This window comes from Bradyrhizobium sp. UFLA05-153, from assembly GCF_054185185.1.
Window position 1 is genome coordinate 1 of sequence record NZ_JBBIAM010000070.1, and the last position, 23,879, is coordinate 23,879.

The window sequence follows — 23,879 nt, forward strand, 5'->3', positions numbered from 1 at the left end:
CCCTCCCAGAGCAAAACCCTGACCCATTCTCCCGCAACAGCCTTGACTCAAAACGCCCCATATGAGGGTGGGCAAAGCGAAGCGTGCCCACCACATCTCTCTTAATCGAGGACAGATGGTGGGCACGGCGCGAACGCGCCTTTGCCCACCCTACTGCACCTGCCTTGAGGTCACGCCGCGGACTTACCCTCGAATGCGCGGCGCAAAACGTCCACATCTAGCTTGACCATCTTCATCATCGCCTGCATCGCGCGTGCGGCGGCGGCCTTGTCCGGGCTCGACAGAAATTCGAACATCACCTTCGGCACCACCTGCCAGGACACGCCGTAGCGATCCCTGAGCCAGCCGCACTGCCCTTCACTGCCGCCATGAGCCAGGAACGCACTCCAGACGCTGTCGACCTGGGCCTGGTCGTCGCAATGGATCATCAACGAGAGCGCGTGCGTGTATTCCATCTTCATGCCGCCGTTGAGCGCGACCAGGGGCTGGCCGGCCACCGTGAACTCGACGACAAGCACGGAGCCTTCCTTGCCGGACGGATTGTCTGAAACGTTGCGCTGGACGTGCGTGATCGCCGAATTCGGAACGAGCGAGACGTAGAACTTGGCGGCTTCCTCGGCATCGCCGTTGAACCACATGCAGGGCACGAGCTTGGACATCGTGAATGCTCCTCTTCGATCCTCTGGGCTTCGATCAGGCGTTCGCCATGCCGGGCTGGGTCGGCGCCGCCGCCATGTCCAGCCAGTTCACACCCCACATATGACCATCGGGATCCTCGAAGCTGCGGCCGTACATGAAGCTGTATTCGTCCTTCGGGCTGGGATCGGCCACCCCGCCCGCAGCCTCGGCCCTGCCGACGATATCGTCGACCTCGCTCCGACTGTCGGCGGACAAGCAGAACAGCGCCTGGTTCGAGATCTTTGCATCTGCGATCGGCTTCGGCGTGAACTGGCGGAATTTGTCGTGGGTCGTCAGCATCGCGTAGATGGTCTCGGAAAAGACCATGCAGGACGCCGTGTCGTCACTAAATTGCGGGTTCCTGGTCGCGCCTATTGCCTCGTAAAAGACGGTTGCGCGCTTGAGATCGGTCACCGGCAGATTGACGAAGATCATCCTGGGCATCGGAAGCTCCTTGGGCGGGGGTTCTGCCCAAGGACGGATGGCCCAGCAGCCATCCGACACGGCTTCCGAATATTTTTCGGACTGTCACACTGCGGGGTTCTGTCGCACCGAACGCCCGCGCGCAATTTTTCGTCAGGTCGCGATCGGCGTCGGCATCGTCAAAAATGCCCGCGTGGCATGCCAGAACAGCGCCCGATTGATCGCCAGCACCACCGAATGCGCGGTTCCCGGCAGGATGACGAATTGCCGGTCGCCGTTCGGCAGCTTGTTGTAGAACGCCTCGAGGTCGGCGACGGTCGCGATGCCGTCGAACTCCCCGCGCACCAGGAGCACCGGTGCGAGCACCTTCTCCGGGTCCACCACCGGCAAATTGGCCGTCATGTCGAGGTAGGTGCCGGTCGGGATCTGATCGCCGAACTGAAGCTCGACCTCGGCGAGCACGTCCATGACGGCGGGATCGCTGGTGCCTGGTTTGTCGCGAGTCGCGATCGAGCGGATCATCTCACGGTCGCGCTTGCGCATGTTGTGGGTGCGGTAATAGTCGACCTGCTCGGCGCGCTTGGTCAGCGTCGGCGAGCCCTCGCCCTTGTAGGTGAAGGCCGCGAACACCAGCCGGTCGATACGTTCTGGCGCGACCATGGCGTAAGCGCCGGCCCGCAACGCACCCGAGGACTCCCCGACGAAATGGAATTTCTTGTGCCCGGTCTCGCGCGTGATCACCTCCACCGCGGCCTTCAGATCGGCAACGCCGCTTGCGATATCTGAATTGCTAGAGGTACGCCCCGACTTGCCGTAGTTCTCGTGATCCAGCGTCCAGCAGTCGAAGCCGTAGCGGGCGAACTCGTTCATGGTGGAGTATTCGCCCTTGCCGGGCACGCTGAGATCGAACACCCGCGAGGTGACGGAGGAGCCGTGCACGAACACCACGACCGGCCGCGCCACCTCGTCCGCCTTGGGCGCACCGAGCCGCTTGCGGTACATCCACAAGGGCACATCGCCCTTCTTGGCCCAGTATTCGCTGGACCAGATGTCGGAGGGTTGATCGGCGGCCGCGACGGGGAGTGCGTTGGTGAGCGCGGCACCTACGATGCTCGCGCCTGCCCCTTTGATCTGTCTACGCCGCGGTAGCAAATGATCGGGCTTCGCCATGATGACCTCCGTCGCCTCGTCTTCATGTAGGCTCCAGCGAAGCCTAGCAGACGTAGCGGAAGGCGTCAGCCGAGTTCTCCGTCGTTGCGAGCGCAGCGAAGCAATCCAGAAATGCATCCGCGGAAGGATGCTGGATTGCTTCGTCGCTTCGCTCCTCGCAATGACGGCGGAGAGAGATCAGTTCAATTCGCCTCGTTCGGATCGCGGTGCACGGGGTCGATCCACAGCACGGTTTCGGGCTTCTCGACCGGCTCGATGTCGAGATTGATCGCGACCGCCTCGCCGTCACTGCGCACCAGCACGCATTCCAGAACCTCGTCGGGGCTGGCGTTGATCTCTTGGTGCGGCACGTAAGGTGGCACGTAGATGAAGTCGCCGGGGCCGGCTTCGGCGGTAAACTGGAGATGCTCGCCCCAGCGCATGCGCGCCTTGCCTTTCACGACGAAGATGATGCTTTCGAGATGCCCGTGATGATGCGCGCCGGTCTTCGCATCAGGCTTGATGCTGACCGTTCCGGCCCACAATTTCTGCGCGCCGACGCGCGCGAAATTGATCGCGGCCTTGCGGTCCATGCCAGGCGTCGAGGGAACATTGGGATCGAGCTGGTTGCCGGGGATCACCCGCACGCCGTCATGTTTCCAGCGATCGTCATGATCGTGATGATGAGAGTGCGTGTGGTCGTGGCCGCTCATGTGTCTGCTTTCCATTGGTTCCGTGCACGGCAGGCTAACCAAAGCCGCGGCATCAAGCCATACCAAAATCGGAACGCTCTTAGGCGCGTGGCGTTGTCCTTGCAACCAAGATGGAAGGAGATTTTCATGGGTAGCGCGACCGACAAGATCAAGGGCGCCAGCAACGAGGCGATCGGCAAGGCCAAGCAGGGCATTGGCGAGGCCACCGGTTCCGATCGCATGAAGGGCGAAGGCACCGTGCAGGAGATCAAGGGCAAGGGCCAGCAGGCCATGGGCGATGCCAAGGACGCCGCGAAGGAAGCGATCGATCGCGCCGCGGCGAACGCCAAGCGCACGGCAGAGTAAGGCGCACGGGACTGAAAAACGAGTGGGACTGAAAACGAGGAGACCGGCCGCAAGGCCGGTCTTTTTGTTCGCGCTGGTACCTGCCGTCACTTCACCCCGAGCAATTCCACGTCGAACATCAGCGTCGCATTCGGCGGGATCACGCCGCCGGCGCCGCGTGCGCCGTAACCGAGCTGCGGCGGGATGATCAGCGTACGCTTGCCGCCGACCTTCATGGTGGCAACGCCCTCGTCCCAGCCGGCGATCACGCGGCCCTTGCCGATCGGAAACTCGAACGGCTCGTTGCGGTCGACGGAAGAGTCGAATTTCTTGCCCTTCTTGCCGTTCTCATAGAGCCAGCCGGTGTAGTGCATCACGCAGATCTGGCCGGGCTTGGGGGAGGCGCCGGTGCCGACGACGCTGTCGATGATCTCGAGGCCTGAAGCTGTGGTCATGGTTTTTCCTGCGGTCTGGGCCGATGCCGGGGTGGAGACGAATGCCGACACTGCGCTGATCACCGTGATCGCGAGCGCCGACATGAGGGTGAGGAGTGCACGCTGGACACGCTGCATAAGACACCTTCCGTTTGGAGCGGGAGGTGTCTAGCGCAACGCGCCGGGCCTGGCCAGCCCGTCGAGGGCGCCTCACTCAATAGCCGAGCGCGCAGCCGTCCTTGCGAGGATCGGAGCCGCCGGTCAGCGTGCCCTTGTCCCAGTCGATCCAGATCGCCTGGCCGCCACCGAGCGGGCCGACAAGACTCGTGGTCTTGTGGCCAAGCTTCTTCAGGCCATCGACGACCGCCGCCGGCACACTGTCTTCGAGCTGATAGACGCCCTCGTAATGCAGGCCGCGCGGCATATCGATCGCCTCCTGCACATCGCAGCCATAGTCGAGGATGTTGGTCAGAACATGCGTCTGGCCAACCGGCTGATACTGCCCGCCCATCACGCCGAACGGCATGATCGCGCGGCCCGCCTTGGTGAGCAGCGCCGGAATGATCGTGTGCAGCGGGCGCTTGCCGCCGGCGATGCAATTGGGGTGATCCGGCTGGATGCGGAAGCCGCCGGCGCGGTTCTGCAGCAGCACGCCGGTCTTGTTCGACACGATCGCCGAGCCGAAGGAATGCGCGATCGAGTTGATGAAGGAGCAGACGTTGCGATCCTTGTCGACCACGGCGATGTAAATGGTCGAGGGGTTCATCGGCGGCGCGACGTTGGGCAGGTCGAGCAACCCGTCCATGCGGATTTTTGCGATGTACTCGTCGGCGAATTCCTTCGCGAGGATTTTTGCGACGTCGATCTTCATGTGGGCGGGATCGGCGACATGCATCTCGCGGATCATGTAGGCGATGCGCGCGGCTTCCGCCTCGAGATGGAAGCGCTCGACGCTGAGCGGCGCGAACTTCTTGAGGTCGAACCGGGACAGGATGTTCAGCATGACCAGCATGGTGATGCCAGGCCCGTTGGGCGGGCACTGCCAGACATCGTAGTCCTTGTACGTCGTGCCGATCGGCGTGGTCACCTCGGTGGTATGATCGGCGAAATCGTCGAGCGTGTGCAGGCCGCCGATAGAGCGCAGCGTCTCGACCATGTCCTCGGCGATTGCGCCCTTGTAAAAAGCGTCGCGGCCGTCCTTGGCGATCGCGCGCAGCGTCTTTCCGAGCTCAGGCTGGCGGATGACGTCGCCGGCCACCGCCGGCCTGCCGTGCGGCAGCAGATAGCGCTCGGTGTTGGTGCCGTTCTTCAGCTTCTCGAACTGGTTCTTCCAGTCGAAGGCGATGCGGGGGGCGACGACGTAGCCCTCCTCCGCCGCCTTGATCGCCGGCTGGGCCAGACGGTCGAAACCGAACTTGCCGTGGTCGCGCAGCACGGTCGCAAAGGCGTCGACCGCGCCGGGGATCGAGACCGCGTGCGCCGAGGTCAGCGGCACGGAATTGATCTTGCGCTCCAGATACCACTCGACATTGGCGGCCTTCGGCGCCCGGCCCGAGCCGTTATAGGCAGTGATCTTGCCCTCGCCTCGCGGCTGGATCAGTGCAAAGCAGTCGCCGCCGATGCCGGTCGATTGCGGCTCGATCACCCCGAGCAGCAGGCTGCCCGCGACCGCCGCGTCCGCCGCCGTGCCACCCTCACGCAGTACCTCGACCGCCGCGAGCGCGGCCAGCGGGTGCGAGGTCGCCACCATAGCGTTCTGGGCGTGGACTGTGGACCTGCCGGGGAAATGGAAGCTTCTCATTGCCTGTTCTGCTCTCTTGCCGCGGGCCGCGCACGTCGCGCCCTCTCGAAAATCCGGGTCTACATGACACATTCGGACCCCGCCGGGCAATGCTGGCATACCACGGAAATGGCTGCCATCCGCTGTGCGAATGGGGGCGCATTTCTGCGGGTTTTCTGGACGGCTGCCGCCTGCTAAACGGGCCGCCATGACTTCCAAGAACAAGGCTTTCAAGGTTGCCGCTTTCTACCAGTTCGCGCCGCTCGCAGATCACCGCGAGCTGCGTGAGCCGCTGGCCGCGTTCTGCGCCGGCGTAGGGATCAAGGGCAGCGTGCTGCTGGCACGGGAAGGCATCAACGGCACTGTCGCTGGCACTGCGGAGGCGATCGATGCCTTTGCCCATGAGCTCGCGCACGGCGACATGTTCGGCGGACGGCTCGACAATCTCGAACTGAAGTTCTCGACCAGCGAGGCGATGCCGTTCGGCCGGCTCAAGGTGCGGCTGAAGAAGGAGATCGTCACGCTCGGTGACGCCGCCGCCGACCCGACGCGTCAGGTCGGCACCTACGTCGATGCCTCGAAGTGGAATGCGCTGATCGCCGAGCCCGATACGCTGGTGCTCGACACCCGCAACGCCTTCGAGGTGGCGATGGGCACGTTCGAAGGCGCCGTCGATCCCGGCATCAGGAGTTTTGGCGAGTTCAAGGACTTTGCCGCGCAGCAGCTCGATCCCGCAAAGCATCGCAGGATCGCGATGTTCTGCACCGGCGGCATCCGCTGCGAGAAGGCGAGCGCACATCTGCTCGCGCGCGGCTTCGCCGAGGTCTACCACCTCAAGGGCGGCATTCTCAGATATCTCGAGGATGTGCCGGAGGAGCAAAGCCGCTGGCGCGGAGAGTGCTTCGTGTTCGACGAGCGCGTAGCGCTCGGCCATGGCTTGCGCGAGCGCCAGAAGGACGCCTCCGCCGATGAATGAGATCGAGACGCTCAGCGAACGCATCGACACGCTCGAAGCACGGCTCGCCTATCAGGATGACACCATCGAGCAGCTCAACCAGACCATCACCGCGCAGTGGAAGCAGATCGATACGCTGACGCGGCAGATCGCAGCGCTGAGCGAGCGTCTCCAGGAGGCCGAAGCCAACGCGCCCGGCCCCGGCAACGAGCGCCCGCCGCATTACTGAGGGGCGGGCTTTAAAGCGCGATGCGATTCGGATGAAGCGTCATCGTGCTTTAGGTTTTTGTTCGAGCATGATCTCCGCGCAAACGCTCCGCGTTTGTCGCGAGGGAAAACCGCTTCACACTTTGCGCTAACGCGGCCCTTCGGGTCCGGATCATGCTCTACTGCCCTGAAGCCATCGGCAGCAGATTGAAGACCTCGACCGACATCACCAGCCGGTCGCGCCCGTCCTGTTTGGCGCCATAGAGCGCACGGTCGGCGGCCTCGACGAGCGTTCCCGGCCCACCGGTTCGCTCCAGCCACGGGCGGCAGGTCGCACCGCCGACAGAGGCGGTGACGCAGCCGGCGGATTCATTGCAGCTATGTACGAGCCCCGCGGCGCGGATCGCCTGGCGGATCCGCTCGCCGATCCGGGCGCAGCCGGCCGCATCGATGTTCGGCAGCAGCACGGCGAACTCTTCGCCGCCATAGCGCGCGGCGAGATCGCTGACGCGCTGGGCCTCCGTTGCGATGATCTTCGCCACGGTGCGCAGGCACGCATCGCCCGCCGGATGGCCATATTCGTCGTTGTAGGCCTTGAAGTGATCGACATCGATCATCAACAGACCAACGCTCGAGCGGTCGCGATAGGCCCTCGCCCATTCTTCCGCGAGCCGCTCATCGAAGCAGCGGCGGTTGGCGAGCCCGGTGAGACTGTCCTCGGTCGCGAGCGTCTCCAGCATGTTTTCCAGGTTCTTCTGCTCGGTGATGTCGCGTGAGATCGCGACCACGCCTTCGACCTCGCCGGTAACCTTGCGGGTGATCTGCATGGTCGATTCCAGCCAGATCTCGGACTTCTGCCGGTGCACATTGCGATAGGTGACCCGCGCCTCCTCCCTTTCGCCGCGCTTCAGCGCGTCCACGATCGCCTGGATCTCCGGCAGATCTTCCGGATGGATGCCGGCGAGCGCGGGCGTGCCGATCAGTTGATTGGCGCGCCAGCCGACGACCCGCGCGCTGGAGGGCGAGACGTAGCGGAGCCGCTCGTCGAGCCCGATCCGGGTAACCATGTCGCTGGAGCCTTCAGCCAGCAGACGGAAATGCGCTTCCTTCTCCACCAGCGCCGTCGCCATGCGTTGGCCGCGCTGCAACTGCCGGACCAGCACAGCGCCGATGATCGCGATCAGCAACACCAGCGCGAGCACATACAGCATGCGCGAAATGGCTGCCGCCCGCCAGGGCGCCAGCAATTCATCGCGATCGACGGTCGCGATCAGGAGCAGCGGGAGGCGGCCGCTGCGCTTGTAGAAGCTGACACGATCGACGCCATCCAGCAGCGACCTGAAATTATAGGCCCCGCTCGGCTGCAGCTTCGATTGGCGAAACAGCGACCCGTCGACCACGCTGCGTCCGACGAATTTGTCATTGCTGGGGTCGCGCGCAATGATGATGCCGTCGCCGTGCACCAGCGTGATCGAGCTGTTCCGACCGATCAGGAATTGCTGGTAGAAATGTGACAGATAGTTCGCACTGATGGTCGCAAGCACGACGCCGCCAAAGCTGCCGTCGAGCTTGTTGAAGCGGCGCGACAGCGTGACCACCCACTCGCCGTCGACCAGGCTCTTGATCGGGCGTCCGACATAGGCCTCCCGCTTCGGCGAGAACTTGTGATGCCTGAAGAACTCGTCGTCGCTGAGCGTGGAGGTGACGGCGCCGGCGGATGTCAGCCAGTTGCCGTTGTCGTCGATGATGGCGAGGCTGTGAATGCGCTCGATCGCCTTCTTGCGGACTTCGAGGAGGTTGCGAAGCTTGGCGATGGTGGAGGGGTCCGTGCCGTCCATTTCCAGGCGGCTGACGACGCCAACGACACCGGAATCGAGCAGATCGAGGCTGTCCTCCGCATGCTGGGTCAGCGATCGCGCGAGGTTCGCCATTTCCGTCTCGGTGCCGCGCAGCAGCGCGTCGCGCGAGCTCCATTCACGCCAGCCGCTGATGGTGAGGATGGCCGTGCAGGTGAGCACGACGAACGCCGCCGCCCGCAAGGGCAGGCGGCTCAAGCCGGCTCTATAGCTCATGACGTTCATGCGAACAGGATTCTCCGATGCCCGGAAATTCCGCCGCTTCTGTTATCGAATCCTGAAAAGCGCAGCGCAATTCGCCTCAAACTGCGCCGATTTACGTAGTCCTACGGTGCTCGCGATCATCTGATCGCTAACGGCAGGTTAGCGCGTCGAGGGGGTATCGGACCGCACGAGACCTTAGCTGAAGATCGCCTTAACCTTGTCCCACAGCGAATGGCTGTCCGCCTCCGCATCGGCCTTCGATGGCGTCGGCTGGGCGGCGCTGACAGGATCAGACGCCGGGAAGGTATCGACCAGACCGGCATCGAGCCTGGCATGGGTTTCGCGATCGGCGGCGAGCGCCTCGCGTGGATCGTCGGCGTGCTTATCGTGCGGCGCGGGGTTGAATTTCTCAGCCATGAGATCCTCCATTGGCCGATCAACGTCGCCGCCTGCCGAGGGGTTCCTCTGTTCCGCTTGGCCCGGCGGGAGCGGCGGTGTATCAGGAACCGCAACATGTCCCAGGGATCATTCGTGCCACCCTCCTCCGCAAAGCCTTTCGTCGACGTGCTCTCCGGCCAGCGGCAGGCCGTTCCGCCGGTCTGGATGATGCGGCAGGCTGGCCGCTACTTGCCCGAATATCGCGAGGTGCGCGCCAAGGCCGGCGGCTTCCTCGATCTCTGCTTCACGCCGGAGCTCGCCGCCGAGGTGACGCTGCAACCGATCCGCCGCTTCGGCTTCGATGCGGCGATCATCTTCTCCGACATTCTTGTCATTCCCTACGCGCTCGGCCGTTCCGTGCGCTTTGAGATCGGCGAGGGTCCGCGGCTGGAGCCGCTGGATGATCCCGACAAGGTCAAGACGCTGTCGCCGCGCGCCGATTTCGGCAAGCTCGAGCCGGTGTTCGAGGCGCTGCGCATCGTGCGCCGCGCGCTCGATCCGAAGACCGCGCTGATCGGCTTCTGCGGCGCGCCCTGGACGGTCGCGACCTACATGGTTGCGGGCCAGGGCACGCCGGACCAGGCGCCGGCGCGGATGATGGCTTACCGGCATCCGGAGGCCTTCGCGAAGATCATCGATACGCTGGTCGGCAACTCCGTCGACTATCTGCTCGGGCAGCTCGCTGCCGGCGCGGATGCGCTCCAGATCTTCGACACCTGGGCGGGCGTGCTGCCGCCGGCCGAATTCGCGCGCTGGTCGGTCGAGCCGACGCGGCGCATCGTGGAGGGCGTGCGCGCCAAGGCGCCGGATGCGAAGATCATCGGCTTTCCCCGCGGCGCCGGCGCGCTGCTGCCGGGCTATGTGGAAGCGACCGGCGTCAACGCGGTGAGCATCGACTGGACGGCCGAGCCCGCCTTCATCCGCGAGCGCGTGCAGTCACGCGTCGCCGTGCAGGGCAATCTCGATCCGCTGGTACTGATCACCGGCGGCGATGCGCTGGAACGCGCCGTCGACGAGGTGCTGGCGAATTTCGGACAAGGCCGGCTGATCTTCAATCTCGGCCACGGCATCCAGCCGGAGACCCCAATCGCCCATGTCGACCAGATGCTGAAGCGGGTGCGCGGCTGACGCATCGACGCTCCGTCCGTTCCCTCCCGACGGCGGCGGGGCGTGCTTTGCAAAATGCTCGAAAACAACCCCATGCAAAGTAGAACGGCCCCGCCGGCCAGGCGCTCCGGCCGCGCCCAGGGCATTTGAGGCGTCGGGCAAAACAGGAGCACGATCCTACGCTCGGGCCGATGATCGATTTGCGGCGGCCTAGCGCGGCCGGCTGCGCTCGATGATCTCGGACGCGCCCCTGGCCAGCAGATCGAGCCCGACCGCACGGCCGAGCTCGCGCGGACGGTTCGCGGGACCGGCGCGCGAGGCTTCGATGATGGTGTTGCCGGAAAGATCGAGCACCGATGCGGTGAGCGACATCTGATCGCCGTCGATCGTCGAGAACCCCGCCACCGGCGAATTGCAGTGACCATTGAGGACCCACAGCACCTCGCGTTCGGCATCAGCGCAGGCATGCGCGGTGGGATCGTCGATCGCAGACAGGATGCGCCGCGTCTGCCAGTCCTGCGCTGCACATTCCACCGCAACGATGCCCTGCCCTGCCGCAGGCAACATCTCCGTAGCCGAGAATTCGTAGGCGATCCGGCTCGCAAGGCCGACGCGATCGAGCCCCGAGCGCGCCATGATCAGCGCATCGGCGGGACCGACCGCGCCACCATCCGGCAACCGCTGCAACTCACCGTTATCGAGCTTGCGCACGCGCGTGTCGGCGGCGCCGCGGAAGTGGATCACCTCGGCGTCCGGAAACAGCCGCCGCGCATAGGCCGCGCGACGCACGGCGTTGGTGCCGATCTTGAAACCCTTGCCGCGCGACTGTCTGAATGCATCGAGCATAACACCATCGCGCAGCACCAGGGCATCGCTCGGCGGGTCGCGCGACAGCGTGGCGCCGATCACGAGGCCCGGCGTGTCCTCGTTGCCCGGCATGTCCTTGAGCGAATGCATCGCCGCCTGTAACTCGCGCGACAGCACCGCGGCACGGATCTGTGCGACGAAGGCGCCGCCCTTGCCGCCATGGGGTAACAGCTTGCTGGTCTGGTCGAGATCGCCCGTGGTGTCGAACTTGACGATCTCGACGTCGATATCGGGCACGGCGGCGGTCAGGCGGCGCGCGATCTCTTCCGTCTGTGCCAGCGCCATCGCGCTCTTGCGCGTGCCGATCCGCAATCGAATAGCCAAGCCGTATGCTCCCCTTTTGCGCGGATTACCGCGCATCCTCCAATATCATGTCGGAGGCCTTTTCGGCGATCATGATGATCGGCGCGTTGGTATTGCCCGACACGAGATCAGGCATGATCGATCCGTCGACCACGCGCAAGCCCTCGATCCCCCTCACCTTGAGCCGCTGATCGACCACGGCGAGCGCATCATTGCCCATACGGCAGGTCGAGGTCGGATGATAGATGGTGCTGCCGCGCTGGCGGCAGAATTCCAGGAGCTCCGCATCGGTCGCGACCTTGAGGCCGGGATCGACCTCCTCCACCACAAAGGGTTTTAGCGCCGGCGCGTGCAATATCTTGCGCAGGATCTTCAGGCCCTCGACGTTCGTGGTGCGGTCGGCCTCGGTCGACATGTAGTTGACGCGGATTTCCGGCGGCACCGTCGGGTCAGCACTCTTGATCCGCAAGCTCCCGCGGCTTTCGGGGCGGAGCTGGCACACGGAGGCGGTGAAGCCGGAAAAATCGTGCAGCTTCTCGCCCATCTTGTCGGTCGAGAACGGCAGAAAGTGCACCTGGATGTCCGGCGTGGCGAGACGCGGACTGGTCTTGAAGAAGGCGGCCGCAGTGCCCGCCGCGATCGTCAGCCAGCCCTGGCGGAACAGTGCATAGCGTATTCCAGTCAGCGTACGTCGGATCGGATGGTTGATGGCATCGTTGAGCGTGATCGGCTGCGAGCAGCGCATCACGATGCGGACCTGCATGTGATCCTGGAGATCGTGGCCGACGCCCGGCGCATCGAGCACGACATCGATGCCATGCTTACGCAGGAGGTCGGCCGGGCCGACGCCGGAGAGCTGCAAAAGCTGCGGCGAGTTGTAGGCGCCGCTGGAGACCAGCACCTCCTTGCGCGCCCGCACGCGGCGCAAGGCCGAGCCTTGGCGATATTCGACGCCGACGGCGCGGCGCCCCTCGAACAGGATGCGCTGGCCCAGCGCCAAGGTTTCGATCTTGAGATTGCCGCGGTTCTTCGCGGGGCCGAGATAGGCGACAGCCGTGGACGCGCGGCGGCCCTTGCGCGTCGTGGTCTGGAACAGGCCGACGCCTTCCTGCGAGGCGCCGTTAAAGTCGGGATTGTAGGGCAGGCCTGTCTCGACCCCCGCCTTGATGAAGGCTTGTGACAGCGGATCGGACAGGATCAGATCTGAGACCGGCAGCGGTCCTCCGGTGCCGTGGAATTGATCGGCGCCGCGAGCCTGGTTCTCGGCCTTCCTGAAATAGGGCAGCACGTCGTCATAGCCCCAGCCGGCGTTGCCAAGCTGGCGCCAGCGGTCGTAATCCTCGTGCTGGCCGCGGACGTACAGCAGACCGTTGATCGAGCTCGAGCCGCCCAACGTCTTGCCGCGCGGCTGGAACACTTGCCGTCCGTTGAGCTCGGGCTCCGGCTCGGTCTGGTACATCCAGTTGACGCTCTTCTCCTTGAACAGGCGGCCGTAGCCGAGCGGCACGTGGATCCAGATGTTGGAATCCTTCGGGCCGGCTTCAAGCAGCAGCACCGAATGCTTGCCGTTCGCCGACAAACGGTTGGCGAGCACACAGCCGGCCGAGCCGGCGCCGACGATGACGTAGTCGAATTCGGGATCGTTTGAATGGGCGGATTGCAGTTGGGCGGTCATGCTTTTCCGGTTTTTATTGTTGTTGTGGGCGTTTCGGATCGAAGGTCCATAGCACACTCATTGCCGCAGACGCAGCGCCTCGATCAGCGACTTGAACGCGCGGGCATATTCTACGCCCGCCTTGGCGATGTCGGCTCTTCCGGCGCAGGCCACCGCGGCCTCCGTCACCGCGCCGAGCAGCAGCCGCGCCAGTGGCTCGATCGGCTGCCGCGCGATCAGGCCCGCGTCCATCGCGGCAGCAAGCGCGCGCGGCATCTCGCCGCCAAAATGCTGCGCGTCGATCTCGCGCCAGCGCTCCCAGCCGAGCACGGCCGGGCCGTCGCGCAGGATGATCTGGCCGGTCGGCCCCTTGGCGGTCGCGGCGAAATAGTGCTGCGTGCCGGCGACCATCGCGGCAAGCACGTCCTTCTCGGCGCGGACGGCGCGGTTGATCTCGGCGACGAGGTCGCGCGAGACCTCGTCGAACACTGCGGCGAATACCGCCTCCTTGGTCTTGAAGTGATGATAGACCGCGCCTTTGGCGACGCGGGCGCCGTCGGCGATGTCGTCCATGGTCGTGGCGACAAAACCCTGCGTCCCAAACAGGCGGCGCGCCACCGTCAGGATCGCCTCGGTGGTCGCGGCCCGCCGTTCCGCCTGCTTTGCCATAACGCCTGCTGTAGTCGAATTCCGCAACTGCTGCCAGTTGACTTTTCGACTGACGGTCGGTATTTACCGACTATCAGTCGGTTTATAGTCGTGAGGTGCTGCCATGCCGAGCCGTGAGATTGTCGAAGCGTTTGCCAAGCACCTCGAGGACGGCGACTTCGTCGGGGCGATCGAGCGGTTTTATGCAGCCGACGCCGCCACCCATGAAAACCAGGCCGAGCCGATGGTCGGCCGCGACAAGCTCGCGGCCAAGGAGCGCGGCGTGCTGGCTGCCTTCAAGGAGGTCAAGGCCGTGCGCCTCGGGCCAAGCCTGATCGCCGGAGACAATGTCGCCACGCGCTGGAAATTCGCCTTCACCAATGCCGAAGGCGTCACGCGCACGCTTGAGGAGATTGCGTGGCAGACCTGGCGCGGCAATGAGCTGATCGAGGAACGCTTCTTCTACGATCCGAAGCAGCTGGCGCGCTGATGCCGCGCGCGGGAACCGGGGACGGCGGCATTTGTATTGATTTGTTACCGATACCGGCGGTTCCCTATGCACATCGTGCCGCAGCGATCCCGGCGCGGGCGATAAATTCATAGTTCGTCAAAGGTTTGCAGCGAATTCTCCGACCTTGAGCCGAATATGAACGGCCCATGCCTGCAGGCTCTGCAATGCGGTCCCGACTGACGTCCTATCTGACCAAGCTGTTCGCCGGCGATCTCGCCGCGTTCGGCGGACCCGCAACCGACGACGCTGTCGCCGGACATATCCGCGCGGAGCAGATGGCTCTCGTGCTCGGCTATTCCGTCGGCATCATGCTGGCCAATGCCTGCAATGCGGCCGTGCTTGCCATCGCGCTCTGGCATTCGCCGGACTGGAAGTTCGCCCTGGTCTGGGCGAGTGCAGTCGCGGGCGCTGCGATCCTGTTCGGCGTGCAATCCCACAGCGCGCGCCGCATCACGAAGCCGCAATTCGTATCCCGTCGCGCCATGCACCGTCTCGTGCGCAACGCCTTCATCCTCGGCTCCGCCTGGGGCATCGTGCCGGTCGCGTTCTTCGCCAACGCCTCCACCGGCGGCCAGCTCGTCATCACTTGTCTGTGCGCCGGCATGCTGGCCGGCGGCGCCTTCGCGTTCGCCACCATCCCGATCGCGGCGATCGCATTCACGACTCCCCTCTTCCTCGGCATCGGGATCTGTCTCGGCAGCGGCGGTGATCCCGCCTATCTGCTGATGGCCGTGTTGGTCGTGGTCTACGGATCCGTGCTGCTGCGCGGCGTGTTCGTCAATTCCTTCACCTTCATGCGACGCATCATGCGGCAGCTCGAGGCGGAGCGGTCGGTCCGCCAGGATCCGCTGACGCACCTGCCCAACCGTTTCGCGTTCAACGAGACACTCGATGCCGCCCTGAAGCGGCTGGCCCTGTCCGGCGAGGAGTTCGCCGTGCTGCTGCTCGACCTCGATCGCTTCAAGGAGGTGAACGACAAGTTCGGCCATCCCGCCGGCGACGAATTCCTGGTCCAGGTCGCCAGCCGCCTGCAACGCTGCACGCGGGCGGCCGAGCACGTCGCGCGCATCGGCGGAGACGAGTTCGCGCTGGTCATGGCCAATCTCACCCGGGCCGAGGACGCCCTGGGGATCGCGGAGCGATTCGTCACGGCCTTCGCCAAGCCGTTCCTGATCGAGGGCCGCGAGATCATTGGCGGCACCAGCGTCGGCATCGTGCTGGCGCCGCGGGACGGCGACACGCAGCTTGACCTGCTCAAACATGCCGATGCCGCACTCTATCGCGCCAAGAAGGCCGGCCCCGGCACGATCTGCTTCTTCGAGGCCGCCGACGACAAGTCGGCGCGCGACCGCAAGGCGCTGCAATCGGATCTGGAGCTCGCCGTCGCACGGGACGAGCTGTTCCTGGTCTTTCAGCCGTTCCTCAATCTCAGGGAAAACCGGATCACCGGCTTCGAGGCTCTTCTGCGCTGGAAGCATCCGGTGCGCGGACTGGTGCCGCCGAGCGAGTTCATTCCGATCGCCGAGGAAACCGGCCTCATTCACGAGATCGGCGAATGGGTCATCAGGCGCGCCTGCGCGACGCTGGCGGAGTGGCCCGACCATATCAGGGTCGCGGTGAATTTCTCCGCGGCACAATTCCACAACACGGGCATTCTCCAGACCATCGTGCAGGCACTGACTGAGGCCAACGTCGCCCCGCACCGGCTGGAGATCGAGATCACCGAATCGATGCTGCTGTCGAAATACGGTTCGGCGTCGTCGATCCTGAACGCGCTGCTGCAACTCGGCGTCACGGTGGCGCTGGACGATTTCGGCACCGGATTCTCGTCGCTGACGTATTTGCGCAAGCTGCCGTTCAGCCGCATCAAGATCGATCAGTCCTTCATCAGCGACATGCTGGCGCAGCCGGACTGCGCCGCGATCGTGAAGTCGGTGATCTCCCTCGCGCGGGACTTGAATATCGGCGTGGTCGCCGAAGGCGTCGAGACGGTTGATCAGCTCGAATATCTGCGCCAGACCAATTGCGACGAAGTCCAGGGCTATCTCATCAGCCGCCCCGCCTCGGCCGAGCAGGTTCTGGCGCTGCTCGGCCCGAAGAAGCATAGGGCGACCCACGCGGCGTAGAGCCAACCTTGCGTTTTTCTCCGTCCTCCTGAGGATTGCGCCCGCATGTGTGAAAGAGATCATATTTGTGGATTTGATATTCGGCTTACATTTTCCTTTCCGGCCTAATCTCGCCGCACGATCGCGGCCGCGCTCTCGGGGGATAGAGGGCAAGCCTGGGGAATGGTGCCATGCGCTATTTCTTCGAGGACTGTGCGTTGGACACCGACAAGCGCGAGTTGCAGCGCGGGCCCGATGTTGTGCCTACGCCGCCTCAGGTTCTCGATCTGCTCGAATATTTGATCCGCAGCAGGGATCGCGTCGTCAGCAAGGACGATCTCATAAACGCGATTTGGAATGGTCGGATTGTATCTGACTCGGCACTGACGACCCGGCTGAACGCCGTCCGACGCGCGATCGGCGACTCCGGCGAGCAACAACGTCTTATCAAAACATTTCCACGAAAGGGTTTTCGTTTCGTGGGCGCCATACACGAAGAGGATCGGTGCCCAAGAACGGCGGTGGTCTCCCTCGCAGAACCGTCAAAGTTTGCCCGCGCGGCAGGGAGCACAGCGGTTTCGGTCCCAGATCTTGCTGAAAGAGCAGTAAGCAAACGGCGATTCCATGACTGGCTGGGTCAGCTCAGAGGTCGTATGAAGCTCGTCGGCGGGGCGCTGGCGTCGGTTGCCACCATCGGCGCAATTGCCGGCGGCCTTATCGGTTATTGGAATGTCTGGAAGACGATCCGTACAGACGTAGTTCGGGAAGCTCAAAAGATCCAGGGGCAACCGACAGTCGGGCCCGAGATCGCGACTCGTCTCTCTCTCGTCGTGTTGCCCTTCGCCAATCTCAACAACGATCGAGAGCAGGAGCGCTTTGTCGACGCCATCACGACAGATTTGACGACCGGTCTCGCACGAACGCCAGCCACTTTCGTTATTGGACGCGAGACCGCCTTTACCTACAAGAACAAGTCGATTGATCTGAAGCAGGTCGGGACGGATCTCGGTATCCGCTGGGCCGTACACGGCGCGGTGAGACGCAACGGAGACCAGGTGCGGATCAACGTAACGCTAACCGATCTTCAGACCGCCCACGACATCTGGTCAGATCGGTTCGACGGCGACCGAACAAATCTGACCGTCTTGCAGGACAACATCACGGCGCGGCTTCTCTGCATTGCGCACCTGCACCTCCGTCAACTTGAAGAAGCCATCGAACAGTGCAGCCGTTCGTTGAATATCGGCGCGAACCTTCAAGCTTACATTAGTTGATCCAGATCGCATCCACCCGGTGTCCACCGTGATGGTGCCCCGAGCGCGCCCGCTTCCAGCGGGCTCCTCAGGATGAGGTCCACCGATTAATCCGGAGAAGGACCTCGCGCTCACAACCCGGGGCAAACAATCGCTACCGCAAGCCTGGCAAAACGTTGGCTCGTTCTGAACCTTCCGCTTTTGACCACAACCTCGGACATTCAGGCTCCGGGCGGCATGCACGCAATCCCGGCAATATTCTTGCCGTATCCAACTTGGGATCCGCTAGATTAGATTGCGTCGGGCTTGCAGGAAATAGGAGCTGACCATGTCACCTCTTGCCCGAATTGTACTCGCGCTTCTGTTGACGACTACGCAACTTCCGGCAGCATTTGCACTAGACAACGCACCAGCGACCATTTCGCGGGATCTTGTGCCATTCTCGTCGGACGACGGGCTTGCGCGACTGGCCCGCTCAACCGCCAAGGTGGACTTTCCGGCCCTTGCCAATCAGTTTGAAGCCGAGTCCAACGGAGCCTTCTGTGGACCCGCGTCTGCGGCAATTGTGCTCAACGCCGTTCGAGGTCGGAGCCCTGATCTGCCGCGGGACCGGAGCCGATTACACTCAGAAGATCTTAAATACATTCCGAGCGGCTACGATCCCTCAATCCCTCGCTTCACACAGGACAACGTGATCACCAAAGGTCAAAAGACACGCGCGCAAGTTCTCGGCGAACCGGTGACGATCAATGGAAAGCAGATTCAGGATTTCGGATATCAGGTTCGTCAGCTCGATGAGATGCTAAGGGCGAATGGTCTTACGACCCGGCTTGTCATCGTTGATGACAGCAAGCCTGAGCAGGACATTAAGACTGATTTGGTTGAAAACCTCAAACGTCGGGGTGACTATGTGATCGTCGCCTACCAGCGCAAGGCTGTAGGACAACAGGGCCCTGGCCACATCTCGCCGCTTGGCGCATACGACACTGAATCCGACTCGTTCCTTGTCCTTGACGTCAACCCCGCGAGCGCTGGCTGGGTGTGGATGCCAGCTGCAACCCTCGTTAAGGGTATGCGCACATTCGATACGGTTGAGAACCGCGGGTATATTCTTGTTGAGGCCCCTTAGGGGTCTTCACTTGGCATCGATGAAACGGAAGCTTCCCAAATTGGCCCATCAGCGAAGTGCGACCGTGCGCGCGGGTCTCGCGCCACTCCTCTGCCAAACGACGATGAATTGTCGTAGGCTGCTCTCTGCGCACAGGATCATCCGACGATGAATCCCCTTCGAACCACCGTCGTTATGAAGACCGACATCAGCGGCTCGACGTCACGCTTCCGTGAACTTCTGACCGCCGATCTCCAGGCGCTATTGGGTGAACATCGCGCGCTTCTGGCGCGCCGTGCCGCCGAGCACGGCGGCCGTATCATCAAACCCGCTGGAGACGGTTATTGGCTCGAATTCCTCAGCGTCACTGGTGCGGCCAAAGCTGCGATAGCAGTGCAGGAAGAGCTGCAACTGACCCAAGTAAACCGAGGTCACGATCGCCTCTCGATTCGCATCGTAATTCACTCGGGGATATCGCCGTTCAGGACGACGACTTCATCGGGGACGTTTTTGCCCTCGTCACCCGCGTCGAAGCGCTAACGCCGCCCGACGAAATCTACCTCACGGCCGGAGCCCGACTCGCTCTAACATCGGCGGAGATCCAGACCGCGCTCGTTGAGAGTTTTGCATTGAAGGGGTTTGTCGAACCGATGCCGATCTACCGCATCGAACAGCGGCATCGCACACGCGTTATTCCTGAAATCTACATTCTTTTCTTAGATCTTCACGGCTTCGGCAAGATCATGGATGCCGGGCCTGTCGCCAAAATTGAGCGCATCCTCGACATGCTCGATGGGGTGACCTACGGGACGGCACAAGAATTCGGCGGCACGGTTCGATTCAACCTAGGTGATTCCTATTGCATAACATTTGCCGATGCCGCGCAGGCCATGGCGGGGGCAGAGCGCTCGATCCGTAAGTGGGAGGCAATCCGGCCCGTGGAGCAGTTCGACTGCACGATCGGTATCGGGTTGCACCGAGGCACACTCTACGCATTCCGCTCCTTTCTCTATGGTCGCGATGTCTGGGTTGCCTCGCAATTGCAGAGTGCATCGAGCAAGCTCTTGACGAGCGAGGAGAACGGGATTTTCGTCACTGACGCCGTCCGCAGTGCCCTCTTTGGCACGCCATGGCACAACCGACTCCAGCCCGTCGAACTGCAACCGTTGCTCAGGCCACAACTGGTCGGGATCGGAGCCTATCGACTGTGCGAAGTCGCCCTAGACAACGAGTTGCATGATCCTCTCTGAAGCGTAAACCAAATGGACCTTAAGGAGGTCTCCAAATGGCCCATCGGCGAAGTGACCGCACGGCTCAGCGAGGTCCGGACAATCGATGCGCTTGGTAGCCTTAGGTTGCGCATGAACGCGCTGCGGAGGATACGATGAAAATCGATGGGAGTTGTCACTGCGGATACATTACATTTGAAGCCGACATCGAGCCGGACAAAACCCTGCTCTGCAATTGCACCGACTGCCAGACATTCTCCGGCTCCGCGTTCCGCGTGCACGCCTTCACGCGGGAAGACGCTTTCAGGTTGCTCTCGGGCGAACCGAAAATCTACGTCAAGACCGCCGAAAGCGGAAACAAGAGGCCACAGGCGTTTTGCCCGGAATGTGGAACACATATCTACGCGACGGCCGTCGGAGCAGGCCCCAAGGTTTACGCCATCCGTGTGGGCTCCATTCGTCAACGCGACCTGATCGTCCCCCGTACGCAGTGGTGGTCTCGCTCCGCTCAGCCATGGGTCAGACACGTCGCGTCGATGCGGAAGTTCGAAAAGCAGCCTTAGATCGATCAAACCGGCAAGGTAACCTTGACCTGATGGCCGTGGGACGCCGGGGCACACCGAGTCGCCTGCTATTGGCCCATCAGCGAAGCGGCAATATGCCTTGCCGAGGTCCGCTCAGCGTCATGAAGCGGACGAGAGTTGCTCACGTTGAGTTCTTCGCATTTTGACCCGAACCTGACGTCTGGTGCGTCCAATGACCGCGCCGCTTGAACCCTAGTGTCCGCACCCCAGACGTAACAACAGCCGGGGAATTCAGGAGCCGCCCAGCTAGTCTGGAGTTGGCGCAACATGTGAAGTGGTTCACATCAGAGAACCCGGGCGGTTTGAACTAGGTCATTTCGGAAGTCGTGGCGCAAATCTCTTTTCAAAGGAGATTGCAGTGACGAAGATATTTTTGATGACCGCCATCAGAGCTTTGATCGTGCTGTTGGTCTGGCACTTCGCGGCGAACGCACACGATCATAGCCGTCCCGAACTCGATAGCTGGTTCGAGAGCCTCTAAAGTGGCAAGGGGCCATGCTGTTCCGACGCCGACGGCAAGGCGCTATCCGACATCGACTGGGAGGTGAGAGAGGGTCACTACCGCGTGCGCATCGAGCGCCAATGGTGGGACGTGCCGGACGAGGCCGTGATCAAGGAGCCGAACCGCGCCGCTCGCACCATGGTCTGGCCCATCTACTATTGGGCGCTCGGCGGCAACCTGCGGCGGATCGAAATTCGTTGTTTCATGCCCGGGGTCATGATGTGACCGACGTAGCGTTTTCGAACGAAAACCTGTCCTGCACTGGTCGTCTGTTGTTGGCCCCTCGCGTCATTGCTCCGTTTGCTCATATGCTGGAGCTATCGGGACCGAAGCGGATATCGATTGGTAGCGAGCACCGCCCGGCTCAGTCGCGAATGCCCCAGAGCAGTCATAGCCCGGCCCGAAATCTCGCAGCGGGCCGTCTCCTGCCGTATCGACCTGTGATATCCTATCACTCGCAAGAAGTGGAGGGACTGCGCAGTGAAACGCCGCGAGTTCATGACGCTGCCAGGCGGCGCGCACAGCGTGGTCGGGGCTAAGCGCTGATGGATACGGCGAGCAAGACGGTCAACCTTGCTTTACAGGGTGGCGGTGCGCATGGCGCCTTCACCTGGGGCGTTTTGGATCGCCTGCTCGAAGATGAGCGGATGTCGTTCGAGGGGATCTGCGCTACCAGCGCTGGCGCCATGAACGGCACGGTCATGGCGTACGGCCTGACGATAGGCGGCCGCGAAGGCGCAAAACTCACTCTCGCCGAATATTGGCGCCGCATCAGCGAAGCTGCGGCCTGCGGACCGCTGCGGCCCTCCATTTTCGATCGTCTGTCGCAAACTCGTTCGATCGAGAGATCGCCGGCCTTCATGTTCTTCGACATGATGACACGACTGCTGTCACCTTATCAGTTTAACCCATTGAACTATAACCCATTGCGTGACGTGCTCGAGAAGACCGTCGACTTCGAGCGACTGCGCAGGGAGAATGTCGTCAAACTGTTCCTTTGTGCGACAAACGTCCGCACTGGAAAGGTGAAGATCTTTGAGAACCATGAGCTCACCGTCTCGGCCGTTCTCGCGTCCGGGTGCCTTCCGCAGCTCTTTCAGGCTATTGAAATCGATGGCGAAGCCTATTGGGATGGCGGCTACATGGGCAACCCAGCGATCTTCCCGCTGATCTATGGCTGCCAATCCACAGACGTCATCGTTATTCACATCAATCCAATTGTGCGTGGGGAGATTCCTCGCACGGCGAGCGATATATTAAACCGATTGAACGAAATCAGCTTCAATTCGTCGCTGATGCGCGAGATGCGAGCAATTGCCTTCGCCAACAAGCTCGTTAGCAGAGGCGCGCTGCGCGACGAGATAAAGACGATGCTGATTCATGCCATAGAGGCGGAATCGTTCATGAAAGACCTCGGCGTCGCCTCCAAGTTCAATGCAGACTGGGAGTTTCTCACCTATCTGCGCGACGTGGGCCGTACCTGCGCTGAGGAGTGGTTAGCTGCAAATTATTGCCACATCGGTGTGCGTTCGACCATCGACATTCACGGCAGATACTTGTAGTGCGTTTAGATTGGTACAGCGAAGCCCGACGTGCTGGTCGGAACGCCTGCGATCGGCGCCGTCATCTTAAAGCATGCGACGAGTACCATTCCGATCGTCGGGATTGCCATGATCAACAGGGCCCGCCTGGGACTTTTTGAAAGTCTTTCGCACCCCGGCGGGAACGTGACCGGCACTGACAGCGTGGGTGCGGCGATGAAGCGGCGCGAGTTCATCACACTTCTTGGAGGCGCAGTTGCTACCTGGCCGCTCGCGGCACATGCCCAACAGGCGAAGAATTCCCGGATAGGAGTCCTGTCGTTTGGCCGCGGCGACAAGTCCGGCGCAAGTCTGACAACTCTCGACGCGTTCGTGCCGGCGCTGCGCGAGCTTGGCTATATCGAAGGGCAGAGTATTGGCTTCGACCGGAGATTTGCGGATGGTGATGCGACCAAGCTCAACGAGCTGGCGCAGCAATTGGTTGAGCAGCGAGTTGATGCAATTGTCGCCTTGAGCACGCCGGCTGTCCGCGCGGCGAGGCGAGCGACTTCGACAATCCCGATCGTCGGCATAGGCATGGCCGATCCCGTCGAGGACGGGCTTGCTTCAAGCCTGGGGCGGCCGAAAGGCAATGTAACAGGCACGACATTTCTCGGCCCCGAACTGGTGTCGAAGCGGCTACAACTGCTTAAGGAAATCGTTCCGGGTCTTTCTCGCGTTGTCGTGCTGTGGCACCCCCGTGCATACGGCGAGCACACAATGGCCGGCATGTTGAAGGAGATCGAAAGCGCCGCCCAATCCCTGGGAACGAGACTTCAACTCGTGCCGGTGGATCGTCCTGCTGATCTGGACGGTGCCTTCGCAGCGATGGCTGCAGAGCGTGCTGATGCTCTCATTGTGTTTCCCAGTCCGATGTTGTTCAGCCAGTACGCGCGCATCGTAACCTTCGCGGCAAACAATCGCCTGCCGGCGATGTATGCGGCGCGGGAAGCAGTCGACCTCGGAGGCCTTGTCTCGTATGGCGTAAACTTGCCCGGTCTGTCTCGCGCGACCGCAACTTATCTGGACCGTATCCTCAAAGGCGCAAAGCCGGCTGAATTGCCTATACAGCAGCCAACCAAGCTCGAGCTGGTGATCAATCTGAAGACGGCTAGGGCGCTCGGCTTGACGGCCAATCGCGACTTTCTGCTGATTGCCGACGAGGTGATCGAATAGGCCTCCTGGTGCAGCGCGCGATTGGCCCAAACCGAACAGCGCTTAAGCCACTGTGCTTAAGCCATTGTGATGTTCCGTCGGCGGCAAACCG

26 protein-coding genes are annotated in these 23,879 nt (G+C 62.5%); 15 read left to right on the top strand and 11 right to left on the bottom strand.

Going from position 1 to position 23,879, the window contains the following annotated elements; genetic code table 11:
* Positions 1 to 170: 170 nt before the first annotated feature.
* The 4 genes from Q2941_RS31980 to Q2941_RS31995 form a co-directional block, all read right to left on the bottom strand.
* Positions 171 to 659: a VOC family protein gene (locus Q2941_RS31980; protein ID WP_027522762.1), complete on the bottom strand. Its 489-nt coding sequence runs from the start codon at positions 657 to 659 to the stop codon at positions 171 to 173.
* Between the two features lie 34 nt (positions 660 to 693).
* Complete coding sequence (locus Q2941_RS31985) at positions 694 to 1,122, bottom strand: VOC family protein (protein ID WP_027522761.1); 429 nt, start codon at positions 1,120 to 1,122, stop codon at positions 694 to 696.
* Between the two features lie 132 nt (positions 1,123 to 1,254).
* A complete protein-coding gene (locus Q2941_RS31990) occupies positions 1,255 to 2,271 on the bottom strand; it encodes an alpha/beta hydrolase (RefSeq protein ID WP_458194890.1) in 1,017 nt (338 codons plus the stop codon).
* Positions 2,272 to 2,453: 182 nt separating this feature from the next.
* Entirely contained in the window at positions 2,454 to 2,963 is a 510-nt protein-coding gene (locus tag Q2941_RS31995; RefSeq protein ID WP_458194891.1) for a cupin domain-containing protein, read from the bottom strand.
* 126 nt (positions 2,964 to 3,089) lie between these two features.
* On the opposite strand from Q2941_RS31995, the gene Q2941_RS32000 reads away from it, so the two are divergent.
* Entirely contained in the window at positions 3,090 to 3,308 is a 219-nt protein-coding gene (locus Q2941_RS32000) for a CsbD family protein (RefSeq protein WP_458194892.1), read from the top strand.
* 86 nt (positions 3,309 to 3,394) lie between these two features.
* Here Q2941_RS32000 and Q2941_RS32005 read toward each other — a convergent pair whose 3' ends face one another.
* Together Q2941_RS32005 and ggt are read right to left on the bottom strand one after the other, a co-directional pair.
* A complete protein-coding gene (locus Q2941_RS32005; RefSeq protein WP_027522757.1) occupies positions 3,395 to 3,859 on the bottom strand; it encodes an FKBP-type peptidyl-prolyl cis-trans isomerase in 465 nt (154 codons plus the stop codon).
* Positions 3,860 to 3,935: 76 nt separating this feature from the next.
* Entirely contained in the window at positions 3,936 to 5,522 is a 1,587-nt protein-coding gene (ggt, locus tag Q2941_RS32010) for a gamma-glutamyltransferase (protein ID WP_458194893.1), read from the bottom strand.
* Between the two features lie 187 nt (positions 5,523 to 5,709).
* Here ggt and trhO point away from each other — a divergent pair, with 187 nt between their 5' ends.
* Both trhO and Q2941_RS32020 read left to right on the top strand, forming a co-directional pair.
* Entirely contained in the window at positions 5,710 to 6,477 is a 768-nt protein-coding gene (gene trhO, locus Q2941_RS32015) for an oxygen-dependent tRNA uridine(34) hydroxylase TrhO (protein ID WP_458194894.1), read from the top strand.
* Positions 6,470 to 6,685 carry a SlyX family protein gene (locus Q2941_RS32020; RefSeq protein ID WP_458194895.1) on the top strand — a complete coding sequence of 72 codons (216 nt, stop codon included), beginning with the start codon at positions 6,470 to 6,472 and terminating at the stop codon, positions 6,683 to 6,685. The genes trhO and Q2941_RS32020 overlap by 8 nt, the downstream gene beginning before the upstream one ends.
* Before the next feature lie 157 nt (positions 6,686 to 6,842).
* Here Q2941_RS32020 and Q2941_RS32025 read toward each other — a convergent pair whose 3' ends face one another.
* Both Q2941_RS32025 and Q2941_RS32030 read right to left on the bottom strand, forming a co-directional pair.
* Positions 6,843 to 8,744 (bottom strand): sensor domain-containing diguanylate cyclase, encoded by a 1,902-nt coding sequence (locus Q2941_RS32025; protein WP_458194896.1) that lies wholly within the window; start codon positions 8,742 to 8,744, stop codon positions 6,843 to 6,845.
* A 174-nt stretch (positions 8,745 to 8,918) separates the two neighbouring features.
* The gene (locus Q2941_RS32030; protein ID WP_027522752.1) at positions 8,919 to 9,140 is read right to left on the bottom strand and encodes a hypothetical protein; all 222 of its coding nucleotides are present in this window, start codon (positions 9,138 to 9,140) and stop codon (positions 8,919 to 8,921) included.
* A gap of 114 nt (positions 9,141 to 9,254) precedes the next feature.
* Between Q2941_RS32030 and hemE the strand changes: the two genes are divergently transcribed.
* Positions 9,255 to 10,289, top strand: a complete 1,035-nt coding sequence (gene hemE, locus Q2941_RS32035; protein WP_458194926.1) for a uroporphyrinogen decarboxylase — start codon at positions 9,255 to 9,257, stop codon at positions 10,287 to 10,289.
* A 189-nt stretch (positions 10,290 to 10,478) separates the two neighbouring features.
* Here hemE and hemC read toward each other — a convergent pair whose 3' ends face one another.
* The 3 genes from hemC to Q2941_RS32050 are packed head-to-tail and all read right to left on the bottom strand — an operon-like array spanning position 10,479 to position 13,761.
* The gene (hemC, locus tag Q2941_RS32040; protein WP_458194897.1) at positions 10,479 to 11,459 is read right to left on the bottom strand and encodes a hydroxymethylbilane synthase; all 981 of its coding nucleotides are present in this window, start codon (positions 11,457 to 11,459) and stop codon (positions 10,479 to 10,481) included.
* A 25-nt stretch (positions 11,460 to 11,484) separates the two neighbouring features.
* On the bottom strand, positions 11,485 to 13,113 hold the full coding sequence (locus tag Q2941_RS32045) for a GMC family oxidoreductase (protein WP_458194898.1): 1,629 nt from the start codon (positions 13,111 to 13,113) through the stop codon (positions 11,485 to 11,487).
* Positions 13,114 to 13,170: 57 nt separating this feature from the next.
* Positions 13,171 to 13,761: a TetR/AcrR family transcriptional regulator gene (locus Q2941_RS32050; protein ID WP_254107996.1), complete on the bottom strand. Its 591-nt coding sequence runs from the start codon at positions 13,759 to 13,761 to the stop codon at positions 13,171 to 13,173.
* A 103-nt stretch (positions 13,762 to 13,864) separates the two neighbouring features.
* Between Q2941_RS32050 and Q2941_RS32055 the strand changes: the two genes are divergently transcribed.
* The 11 genes from Q2941_RS32055 (at position 13,865) to Q2941_RS32105 (ending at position 23,788) form a co-directional block, all read left to right on the top strand.
* Positions 13,865 to 14,230 carry a nuclear transport factor 2 family protein gene (locus Q2941_RS32055; protein WP_458194899.1) on the top strand — a complete coding sequence of 122 codons (366 nt, stop codon included), beginning with the start codon at positions 13,865 to 13,867 and terminating at the stop codon, positions 14,228 to 14,230.
* A 185-nt stretch (positions 14,231 to 14,415) separates the two neighbouring features.
* A complete protein-coding gene (locus Q2941_RS32060; RefSeq protein ID WP_458194900.1) occupies positions 14,416 to 16,377 on the top strand; it encodes a putative bifunctional diguanylate cyclase/phosphodiesterase in 1,962 nt (653 codons plus the stop codon).
* Between the two features lie 170 nt (positions 16,378 to 16,547).
* Positions 16,548 to 17,630, top strand: a complete 1,083-nt coding sequence (locus tag Q2941_RS32065) for a winged helix-turn-helix domain-containing protein (RefSeq protein ID WP_458194901.1) — start codon at positions 16,548 to 16,550, stop codon at positions 17,628 to 17,630.
* Between the two features lie 307 nt (positions 17,631 to 17,937).
* Positions 17,938 to 18,738: a phytochelatin synthase family protein gene (locus Q2941_RS32070; RefSeq protein WP_458194902.1), complete on the top strand. Its 801-nt coding sequence runs from the start codon at positions 17,938 to 17,940 to the stop codon at positions 18,736 to 18,738.
* A 174-nt stretch (positions 18,739 to 18,912) separates the two neighbouring features.
* Positions 18,913 to 19,257, top strand: coding sequence for a nucleotidyl cyclase domain-containing protein (locus tag Q2941_RS32075; RefSeq protein WP_458194903.1), 345 nt, complete (start codon positions 18,913 to 18,915; stop codon positions 19,255 to 19,257).
* Between the two features lie 89 nt (positions 19,258 to 19,346).
* Positions 19,347 to 19,967 carry a nucleotidyl cyclase domain-containing protein gene (locus Q2941_RS32080; RefSeq protein ID WP_458194905.1) on the top strand — a complete coding sequence of 207 codons (621 nt, stop codon included), beginning with the start codon at positions 19,347 to 19,349 and terminating at the stop codon, positions 19,965 to 19,967.
* A 134-nt stretch (positions 19,968 to 20,101) separates the two neighbouring features.
* On the top strand, positions 20,102 to 20,509 hold the full coding sequence (locus Q2941_RS32085) for a GFA family protein (RefSeq protein WP_458194907.1): 408 nt from the start codon (positions 20,102 to 20,104) through the stop codon (positions 20,507 to 20,509).
* A gap of 379 nt (positions 20,510 to 20,888) precedes the next feature.
* A complete protein-coding gene (locus Q2941_RS32090; protein WP_458194908.1) occupies positions 20,889 to 21,011 on the top strand; it encodes a hypothetical protein in 123 nt (40 codons plus the stop codon).
* Between the two features lie 84 nt (positions 21,012 to 21,095).
* Positions 21,096 to 21,257 carry a hypothetical protein gene (locus Q2941_RS32095; protein ID WP_458194910.1) on the top strand — a complete coding sequence of 54 codons (162 nt, stop codon included), beginning with the start codon at positions 21,096 to 21,098 and terminating at the stop codon, positions 21,255 to 21,257.
* Between the two features lie 320 nt (positions 21,258 to 21,577).
* On the top strand, positions 21,578 to 22,594 hold the full coding sequence (locus tag Q2941_RS32100) for a patatin-like phospholipase family protein (protein WP_027522742.1): 1,017 nt from the start codon (positions 21,578 to 21,580) through the stop codon (positions 22,592 to 22,594).
* 9 nt (positions 22,595 to 22,603) lie between these two features.
* On the top strand, positions 22,604 to 23,788 hold the full coding sequence (locus Q2941_RS32105; RefSeq protein WP_458194927.1) for an ABC transporter substrate-binding protein: 1,185 nt from the start codon (positions 22,604 to 22,606) through the stop codon (positions 23,786 to 23,788).
* Positions 23,789 to 23,879 lie beyond the last annotated feature (91 nt).

Bases quoted from the DNA above. Each gene is read 5' to 3' on its own strand.
- Q2941_RS31980 (WP_027522762.1), bottom strand. From the start codon at position 659: ATGTCCAAGCTCGTGCCCTGCATGTGGTTCAACGGCGATGCCGAGGAA.
- Q2941_RS31985 (WP_027522761.1), bottom strand. From the start codon at position 1,122: ATGCCCAGGATGATCTTCGTCAATCTGCCGGTGACCGATCTCAAGCGC.
- Q2941_RS31990 (WP_458194890.1), bottom strand. From the start codon at position 2,271: ATGGCGAAGCCCGATCATTTGCTACCGCGGCGTAGACAGATCAAAGGG.
- Q2941_RS31995 (WP_458194891.1), bottom strand. From the start codon at position 2,963: ATGAGCGGCCACGACCACACGCACTCTCATCATCACGATCATGACGAT.
- Q2941_RS32000 (WP_458194892.1), top strand. From the start codon at position 3,090: ATGGGTAGCGCGACCGACAAGATCAAGGGCGCCAGCAACGAGGCGATC.
- Q2941_RS32005 (WP_027522757.1), bottom strand. From the start codon at position 3,859: ATGCAGCGTGTCCAGCGTGCACTCCTCACCCTCATGTCGGCGCTCGCG.
- ggt (WP_458194893.1), bottom strand. From the start codon at position 5,522: ATGAGAAGCTTCCATTTCCCCGGCAGGTCCACAGTCCACGCCCAGAAC.
- trhO (WP_458194894.1), top strand. From the start codon at position 5,710: ATGACTTCCAAGAACAAGGCTTTCAAGGTTGCCGCTTTCTACCAGTTC.
- Q2941_RS32020 (WP_458194895.1), top strand. From the start codon at position 6,470: ATGAATGAGATCGAGACGCTCAGCGAACGCATCGACACGCTCGAAGCA.
- Q2941_RS32025 (WP_458194896.1), bottom strand. From the start codon at position 8,744: ATGAACGTCATGAGCTATAGAGCCGGCTTGAGCCGCCTGCCCTTGCGG.
- Q2941_RS32030 (WP_027522752.1), bottom strand. From the start codon at position 9,140: ATGGCTGAGAAATTCAACCCCGCGCCGCACGATAAGCACGCCGACGAT.
- Q2941_RS32045 (WP_458194898.1), bottom strand. From the start codon at position 13,113: ATGACCGCCCAACTGCAATCCGCCCATTCAAACGATCCCGAATTCGAC.
- Q2941_RS32050 (WP_254107996.1), bottom strand. From the start codon at position 13,761: ATGGCAAAGCAGGCGGAACGGCGGGCCGCGACCACCGAGGCGATCCTG.
- Q2941_RS32055 (WP_458194899.1), top strand. From the start codon at position 13,865: ATGCCGAGCCGTGAGATTGTCGAAGCGTTTGCCAAGCACCTCGAGGAC.
- Q2941_RS32060 (WP_458194900.1), top strand. From the start codon at position 14,416: ATGCGGTCCCGACTGACGTCCTATCTGACCAAGCTGTTCGCCGGCGAT.
- Q2941_RS32065 (WP_458194901.1), top strand. From the start codon at position 16,548: ATGCGCTATTTCTTCGAGGACTGTGCGTTGGACACCGACAAGCGCGAG.
- Q2941_RS32070 (WP_458194902.1), top strand. From the start codon at position 17,938: ATGTCACCTCTTGCCCGAATTGTACTCGCGCTTCTGTTGACGACTACG.
- Q2941_RS32075 (WP_458194903.1), top strand. From the start codon at position 18,913: ATGAAGACCGACATCAGCGGCTCGACGTCACGCTTCCGTGAACTTCTG.
- Q2941_RS32085 (WP_458194907.1), top strand. From the start codon at position 20,102: ATGAAAATCGATGGGAGTTGTCACTGCGGATACATTACATTTGAAGCC.
- Q2941_RS32100 (WP_027522742.1), top strand. From the start codon at position 21,578: ATGGATACGGCGAGCAAGACGGTCAACCTTGCTTTACAGGGTGGCGGT.